This is a genomic window from Advenella sp. FME57 (assembly GCF_014897675.1).
In the GTDB taxonomy this organism is placed as follows: Bacteria; Pseudomonadota; Gammaproteobacteria; order Burkholderiales; family Burkholderiaceae_B; genus Advenella.
The window spans coordinates 1-493 of sequence record NZ_JABUXU010000059.1; the positions used below are offsets into that span (position 1 = coordinate 1).

The 493-nt window shown below is 61.9% G+C and carries 1 pseudogene; it reads right to left on the reverse strand.

The annotated features are described in order from the left end of the window. A pseudogene (locus INT32_RS22040) lies at window positions 1-493 on the reverse strand (IS1380 family transposase); the annotation flags it as partial.

Consider the following 493-nt stretch of genomic DNA (forward strand, 5'->3'; position numbering starts at 1 on the left):
GTGGTGAAGAACGCGTGGTACCGGTACAAGTCGAACAATGGGTCCTGTCCGGCAGTGCGTTTGGTCTCGTTGAGTTCAGGGATGCGGCGGACGACCAAGCGTCCGGGGGTGTGCAGGGACTTCTTCTTCGAGGTGAATGCGGTGAACGGGACCTCGGCGACTTCGGCCTTCGAAATCCAGGCCCTGGTCTCTTCGTCGTAGATCGCTTCGGGGTATTCGATGCCAGTCCATGCGCCGTCGCTGATTGTTCCGATCGCTGCTTTGACCTTCTTGTCCATGCGGACCGTGATCGATACTTCAGCCCCGGCATCCCGGGCGGCTTTGGTCACAGTCGAGGAGTAGTACGCCGAATCAGCCCTGACCAGGGCTGGGAGGCCGGAGTTGATTCGGGTCGTGGTGGCCAGAGCGTCGGCGACGAACTTGTCAGCACCCCGGGCTGACGAGGTTGAGCCCTTGCGCAGGCGCTGGCCGACGATGATCTGGCTGGAGTCGC